Here is a 6243-nt window from a genome sequence, read left to right as displayed (position 1 = left end):
GTTTGAGGATGTGACGCCCTAGGGCGCAGGTACTCTTTCGGCCAACCGATTTTGACGGTCTTGCCAAAAACTTCGATTTCGAGAATTTCGAGTTCTTCGGGCGCGAATGTTCTTACTGTTTTCATATGGTCAAAGTATCGGGGTAGGGATTAACAAAACCCTTTGATAGGTGATTTTTGTTCACTATGCGTTCCTACTTTCGGCGGGTTGATCCTGAAGCACGCAATTGGGGCAGTTAAGTCGTCATTTGCAAAGGAATTCCCTAAAGCATCGCGGCTTTGGTCTGATCCTTTTACGGTGAACCCGAATCACTTCGCTGCGAAAATCGGCTGGAAAAGGTCGATGCCCGACGCTTTTGCCGCCGCAAAAGGCGGAGAGCCGGTCCCGAAACTTCGTGGGAAATTTTTTTTTGGGGAGGCGAGGTTGGGCATGCTCAAGCTGGCGGACTTGTACCGTTCTATTTATGTACATCTGGAAAAACCTTTGCACTCTGCTCATATTTGACAAGATGAATTTGGGTAAGCCCATGATCGAGAACGGTTTTCGGCTGAGATGGTCAATACAACCTGTAACCACCATATAAATAAACGATAATTTCCCTTGGTGTGTCGAAACATGTCAAGGGTAGTTAGGAGATTTGACACTTTCCGCCAACTCCTGGTCACCGGGCGCTTGTCGATCAGGGGGCAGAGGGATAAGCTGATCGACAAGGTAACGAACCTTAGAAAGGATCGACACAAAATGATAGATTTGGGCTTGCTCCAGGATCGGCGTGGCGTCGCAAGCAGACCAAGAAAAAAGGCCAACCAATTGGCTGACCTTTTAGCCGAAAAGCAATCAGTGCCCGAGGGGCGACGTGGAGTTTTCAACCTAGACAATTGAAACTCTATCTCCCCATCGGCCTGGATACAATCATATTTTATTTATGGGGTAATCCATGAAGAAAAAATTCGAAGTACAGGTCGAAGGCTCAGTCCTTCGCGTCGGTCGGTTCAAGGTAGTCTTGACGATCGTCAAAAGCAGCTAACAGGTTAGCTGTCGGATCAATGAGCCCCAAGCTAGGCGTTAGCGGTTTGGTGGTGGTTTCAAGCGAAAGGGTGGCATTCTGCGCCACCCTTTTTTCCGCTGTAGCTATTTTCCCAAACCATTTTCTGCCATGAGCGCTCGCAGTCGCAGGGTCGCGTTTGGATTCAACACCCTTGGTCTGCCACTGCTCTTGTTGATCGCTTCGTTTTCAATATCAAATATCGCCTTGTGACGGGTGTTGTCGTTTCCGCCCATGCCAAGAGCCGATGCGAATTGCGCACGACCTAAACCAAGTGCTTCACGCGCCGCAGCGATTTCAGCGCCGGGTAAGATTGGCACATCTTCTTTCATGCGCTGAACGTGCGCGCGGGCTTCCTCAGCGGTTTTGAACCATCCAGATGGCTGGGGGAGGGATTGCAACCACAGTCGCGCTGCGCCTTCGTTTGCGAGGTCTGGGGCGTCAGCTAGAGCGGTCAGCGCCGCCACCAGATCGGCTGTGGTGTCTTCTGCTATGATGGCCGGGATTGCGCCCGACTGCGACATAACGATTGCGATAGGCATAGTCTTTCCTTTCGGGGCATGGTGAGGCGGCTGGTGCCGCCCCGGTTTGTTATTCGATGATTTCGGCGTCACCACCAACTGAGACGAAAACCGCCTCTTGATCGGTGGCGTCCAAGATATCGCGAGCCAACTTGGTCAACTCGGCTTTGGCTTCGTCAGGCTTAGTTGCGGCGCTGACCAGAACCTTGACGGCATCCTCATAGAGGTGGCCGTTGTCGTTGATCCAGTACCCGGCGGCATCATAGACGGTTGCACCGCCATAAAGCTGGCACATGTCCTTGATAGCTGCGGTGATGATGGCGGAATTATCCGAACCGTCGTTATCCTGTGCGGGTATGATCAGTTCTACTTTCATCGACTTCTCCTTTCGTTTCGTGGGATCTCTTATCCCTTGTCGATGATTTATTTATATGGGCTGCGGCCCAAAGATGCAAGCGCAATATGACCCAATTGTGAAAAAAAGCGGGGTTTCCCCCGCCTGATTTTTTAGTGATACCAGCTCACTGATTTTTCTTTTCCGTCCCAGATCCAAGCGGTCACGACATCGCAGATCCGCACGCTTGGGCGAGAGCCTGACATATCAACTTTGCGGCGTAGCGGCTCACCAATTTTGTTGTCTGGATTTGGAACCCGGTTGCCGCTCATGTGGTCAGTCTCTCCGCCAACCAGGGGGGCCGCTATTTGCTGTAGAACCACATAACATTTGGAAGGAACTTTGATCACTTCATAGAATTCTGTATTGGTCTGGTCGTAGCCCCAACTTGTGTAAAGGATTAGGCCTTTTTCAAGATTGTGGGGTTTGTTTTGCTCCGCCCGGCGCTTAGCTTTCTCATCTGCAGTGGCGCGAAGATTCGTTATCACTCTCTCTACAAATTCGGCGCGTTTCTCTTCGGTTGGGAATGAGTAGCGCTTTGCTTTAGCGCTCTTGCCAACATAGTAGCAAACGCAAGGTTGTCCTTTGAGATTTCTGTAGGTGAAAAAGGTAGCCAAGCCGCCTTTGACAAAAATTTTCTGTGAGTTGTCGGGGCGGATCTGGGTTATTGCAGTCATCGGTATCTCCTAATTCTGTGGGATCTCTTATCCCGTCCAATGAAATTACCTTATGGGCTGCGGCCCTAATTGTAAAGTAAAAAATGGACTGCAGCCCATAAAGGTTGCGACTTGCCGAATTCGATACTGTTCGACATATGTTCTCAATGTCCGCGATTCCCGGAAATATCCTTTATGTAGCCTGCAACCGGTGTCGCTATGTCGGCAAGGTTTCGCACCTACCCACGGTCAGCCGTCAGTTTGAGGGCCAGCCCATCACTTTGGTTTGCTCCCAATGCGGCGCGCGTGACGGTTTCAAGATCACGCGCAGCTTTGATCCGGGTGTTAATCCGCTGAGCAATCAGAGGGGAGAGGAATAAACTTCCGCTTTTTTTACGCTTCAAGGGGTGGAGTGATCTGCTTTTAAAAGAAAATCTGTGGCAGGCCGCGGGTACCAGTGACAAAATCTTAGATTCGGCAGTTACCCACCAGCGCTCAGACCAGCGTTCTGACCAGCGCTCTGACCAACTTTCTGAGCGTTGAGTTTGCTGACCGCACATCGGCGTACTTCGCTCTTTTGCGCCGTGGTCAAGCCGAATGGCTTTTCCAGCATTTTTATCGACTCATCAACGGTTTCGTTGCCGTTGAATAAACTCCCACTGCCCTTGGAAACCGGTTTTATACCCTGTTCCGAAACGCAATAAGAAACCGCCACGAAGGGCGAATTTTGGATTTCTTGCTGTTGAGTTGATGGTTCGCAGGCCGCTAGACCAAGGACACATGCGAGACCAGCGATTGCGCTGATATATTGATACGGCATTCGAAAAGTTTCCAATTGCAAAGACTTCTTACAATCGGACTATGTGGCGCGTTCAAACCTTGCGCAACCGGATCACCACATCCACTGCCGCGATTTCCATGCCCTCTGGGGCCTCCGGCAATTCGACGATTTTCAGCTGTTCGGCCGAAGCATCCGTCAGCTTGCCGCTGTCTTCCCAAAAGAAATGCGGGTGTTCGTGGGTGTTGGTGTCAAAATAGCTGCGTGAGCCGTCAACCGTGACCTCTTGCATCAAACCAGCCGAACAAAACGCCTTGAGCGTGTTGTAAACCGTGGCAAGCGACACGGGCTCCCCCATGGTCTTGGCGCTCTCGAAAAGGCTCTCGGCTGTGACGTGACGATTCTGGCCGTCACCGATCAAAAGCGCAGCCAAAGCAAGACGTTGCCGGGTCGGACGCAGGTCCGAATTGCCAAGCCAATTTTTGCCGCGTGTCAGTGCCTCAGAGTTCATTAGGTGCCGGTTCCCATATGCTGCAAACCTTATATACGACTGATCGGGGTATCTTTTCAAACGAATTTGCAGCCCATGAGGGGCTGCGCCGCAGACCAGCGCGCATCGCCGCCGCACTTGGCTTCGCTCGGGGTGGATGGTAGAGGACACTTAACCAAGACTGAAAAGAACAATAAAGGGCGTGATCGCATGGCCGATTTTCCATCCAGCTTCAGCAAAGAAGACCTTCTGAAATGTGCCGCAGGCGATCTGTTTGGCCCCGGCAACGCCCAACTTCCGGCCCCGCCTATGCTGATGATGGACCGGATAACAGATATCTCTGGTGACGGCGGCGCTCATGGCAAAGGTCACGTTCTGGCCGAGTTCGACATCACGCCTGACCTTTGGTTCTTTGAGTGCCACTTTCCCGGCAATCCGATCATGCCTGGCTGCCTTGGCCTTGATGGCCTGTGGCAGTTGACCGGCTTTAATCTTGGCTGGCGCGGCTGGCAGGGGCGCGGGTATGCGCTTGGCGTTGGGGAGATCAAACTCAAAGCGATGGTCCGCCCGGATGCCAAATTGCTGACTTATAAAATCGACTTTACCAAAGCCATCCAAACCCGCCGTCTAACCATGGGCGTCGCCGATGGTATCGTCGAAGTAGACGGTGAATTGGCCTATGAAGTCAAAGACATGAAGGTCGCCCTGAGCGAGAGCTAAACGCACAGGTTTCAAACCGCTCGGATGAATGAAAAGGGGCCCTTGGGCCTCTTTTTTACGCTCTGAGGTTGGTAACGTGCTTTAACCGACCCTTTGAACTTGTAGCCCCGTTTCGGTCTTGCGCAGTTTAAATTGCGGAAGATTGTTAATCAAATCGCTGAGCTTTTTGAACCCATAGCTGCGTGTATCAAAATCCGTATTTGCGGACATGATCTGTTTGCCGAGACTGGAAAGTGTCCAACGGTCGCTGTCAGGATCGATTTTGTCCATGGCCGCATGGATCAGGGGCACAGCCTCTTTTGCTGGCCGCTTGCTGGCGGTTTTGGTGCGATCATTGGGGCGGGCAGGGGCGTCATCAACGATATTTTCTAGCAACACAAAGCGGTTACACACATTGCGCAGGCTGGCCGGGGTTTTGCTTTCTCCGATGCCGATCACATGAAGCCCGTGTTCCCTGATGCGATTGGCCAGGGCCGTAAAGTCGCTATCAGAGCTGACCAACACAAACCCATCAAAACGGCCGGAATGTAGAATATCCATCGCATCAATCACGAGGCCAATGTCACTTGAGTTTTTACCCGTTGTATTGGCGGAATTTTGATGCGCGACGAGACCGTGTTGGCGGACCTGTTCCGACCAGCCCTTGAGATGATCGGTCGACCAATCTCCATAAACACGTCGAAGGGTGAGATCGCCAAAGGTCCCGATCTCTTTCAAAATCGCCGAGGCAAATTTGGATGGAATGTTATCCGCGTCAATCAGCACGGCGAGCAAGGGGCGGTTTCTGGGCGTCATACACTTTGCCTAAATCACAAATGCTAGAAAATACTTTCGCTTTCTATGTTGGCGGGATTGTAACGAATTTCAATGATTAAGGCGGGCTTCTGCGAAGGTGCTGAAAAACAGCGCCTTTTCGTCTTATTGTAGAATAGGCACTTGCTCCCATTTTCTGCGGGGGCGTCTAGCGGGTTATCAAAGCAAGTGGTGGCATTACGGGGGGCGATTGGGATTTTCCAACTAAGGTCACAGTTTCAAAACCGGATGCGGGATATGATCCAACGTGGAAAACCGAGCCACACTCACGCGTATTGATCCACATTCTGGGGCATCACATAACTGGCGTTGAGAGTCATTTCAGCGCGAGACCGTCCAAATCGCCTCCGATCTGGCATGGCCTTCGATCAACTCCGGTGGCTGCTTTTTAAACGCGCAAGGAGACAGCGGGATAATACGGAAACGGCAGGACCAAAGAAAATAATGAAAACAAAAAGCCAAACGATCCAAGAGTTTGGTGTTGTCACCGGGATTTCTCCTGAAAAATGCCCATAAAAAAGGAACAATGAAACGTAAAGCAACTTGAAGCGGAAGTTGTTCAAGATCGCCTGTTTGATTCTCTCGATCATTTTCCAAACTCTCCCACTTTACCAAAGTGCCGCTGGCACCACGCCGCACGCTCCACAGATTAAGGTCTCGTAAAGGGTGATCTCATCCGGTTAGCGTAACGCTGTTTGCCGTTTTTAAAAAGGAACTAGAGGATCGTGAGAGGACTTCAGGTCGCGCGTAGCGGTTGCTCTTGTTGTGCCGATCATCACGGGTTCTGGGCTAGGCAAATGCAGGGCACCGAAGATGCTCCCAACTG

At 51.4% G+C, this 6243-nt stretch carries 9 protein-coding genes; 2 read left to right on the top strand and 7 right to left on the bottom strand.

Going from position 1 to position 6243, the window contains the following annotated elements:
* Window positions 1–342: 342 nt before the first annotated feature.
* The gene (locus ACRBB0_RS17880; RefSeq protein WP_431375809.1) at window positions 343–504 is read left to right on the top strand and encodes a hypothetical protein; all 162 of its coding nucleotides are present in this window, start codon (window positions 343–345) and stop codon (window positions 502–504) included.
* A 627-nt stretch (window positions 505–1131) separates the two neighbouring features.
* Here ACRBB0_RS17880 and ACRBB0_RS17875 read toward each other — a convergent pair.
* From ACRBB0_RS17875 to irr, 5 genes are all read right to left on the bottom strand, one after another.
* Window positions 1132–1587 carry a hypothetical protein gene (locus ACRBB0_RS17875; RefSeq protein WP_431375808.1) on the bottom strand — a complete coding sequence of 152 codons (456 nt, stop codon included), beginning with the start codon at window positions 1585–1587 and terminating at the stop codon, window positions 1132–1134.
* Between the two features lie 49 nt (window positions 1588–1636).
* Entirely contained in the window at window positions 1637–1942 is a 306-nt protein-coding gene (locus ACRBB0_RS17870) for a molybdenum cofactor biosynthesis protein MoaE (RefSeq protein WP_431375807.1), read from the bottom strand.
* Between the two features lie 131 nt (window positions 1943–2073).
* Window positions 2074–2637 (bottom strand): hypothetical protein, encoded by a 564-nt coding sequence (locus ACRBB0_RS17865; RefSeq protein ID WP_431375806.1) that lies wholly within the window; start codon window positions 2635–2637, stop codon window positions 2074–2076.
* Between the two features lie 460 nt (window positions 2638–3097).
* Entirely contained in the window at window positions 3098–3436 is a 339-nt protein-coding gene (locus ACRBB0_RS17860; RefSeq protein WP_431375805.1) for a hypothetical protein, read from the bottom strand.
* A gap of 52 nt (window positions 3437–3488) precedes the next feature.
* A complete protein-coding gene (irr, locus tag ACRBB0_RS17855; protein WP_431375804.1) occupies window positions 3489–3905 on the bottom strand; it encodes a Fur family transcriptional regulator Irr in 417 nt (138 codons plus the stop codon).
* Window positions 3906–4094: 189 nt separating this feature from the next.
* Between irr and fabA the strand changes: the two genes are divergently transcribed.
* On the top strand, window positions 4095–4604 hold the full coding sequence (gene fabA, locus ACRBB0_RS17850; protein ID WP_431375803.1) for a bifunctional 3-hydroxydecanoyl-ACP dehydratase/trans-2-decenoyl-ACP isomerase: 510 nt from the start codon (window positions 4095–4097) through the stop codon (window positions 4602–4604).
* 81 nt (window positions 4605–4685) lie between these two features.
* On the opposite strand, the gene ACRBB0_RS17845 is transcribed toward fabA, so the two are convergent.
* The gene (locus ACRBB0_RS17845) at window positions 4686–5399 is read right to left on the bottom strand and encodes an NYN domain-containing protein (RefSeq protein ID WP_431375802.1); all 714 of its coding nucleotides are present in this window, start codon (window positions 5397–5399) and stop codon (window positions 4686–4688) included.
* Between the two features lie 339 nt (window positions 5400–5738).
* Window positions 5739–6014: a hypothetical protein gene (locus ACRBB0_RS17840; protein WP_431375801.1), complete on the bottom strand. Its 276-nt coding sequence runs from the start codon at window positions 6012–6014 to the stop codon at window positions 5739–5741.
* Window positions 6015–6243 lie beyond the last annotated feature (229 nt).

This window comes from Pelagimonas sp., assembly GCF_050633425.1.
Taxonomy (GTDB): domain Bacteria; phylum Pseudomonadota; class Alphaproteobacteria; order Rhodobacterales; family Rhodobacteraceae; genus Pelagimonas.
This window is presented reverse-complemented; position numbering and strand designations above follow the sequence as displayed.

Bases quoted from the DNA above. Each gene is read 5' to 3' on its own strand.
- ACRBB0_RS17880 (WP_431375809.1), top strand. From the start codon at position 343: ATGCCCGACGCTTTTGCCGCCGCAAAAGGCGGAGAGCCGGTCCCGAAA.
- ACRBB0_RS17875 (WP_431375808.1), bottom strand. From the start codon at position 1,587: ATGCCTATCGCAATCGTTATGTCGCAGTCGGGCGCAATCCCGGCCATC.
- ACRBB0_RS17870 (WP_431375807.1), bottom strand. From the start codon at position 1,942: ATGAAAGTAGAACTGATCATACCCGCACAGGATAACGACGGTTCGGAT.
- ACRBB0_RS17865 (WP_431375806.1), bottom strand. From the start codon at position 2,637: ATGACTGCAATAACCCAGATCCGCCCCGACAACTCACAGAAAATTTTT.
- ACRBB0_RS17860 (WP_431375805.1), bottom strand. From the start codon at position 3,436: ATGCCGTATCAATATATCAGCGCAATCGCTGGTCTCGCATGTGTCCTT.
- irr (WP_431375804.1), bottom strand. From the start codon at position 3,905: ATGAACTCTGAGGCACTGACACGCGGCAAAAATTGGCTTGGCAATTCG.
- fabA (WP_431375803.1), top strand. From the start codon at position 4,095: ATGGCCGATTTTCCATCCAGCTTCAGCAAAGAAGACCTTCTGAAATGT.
- ACRBB0_RS17845 (WP_431375802.1), bottom strand. From the start codon at position 5,399: ATGACGCCCAGAAACCGCCCCTTGCTCGCCGTGCTGATTGACGCGGAT.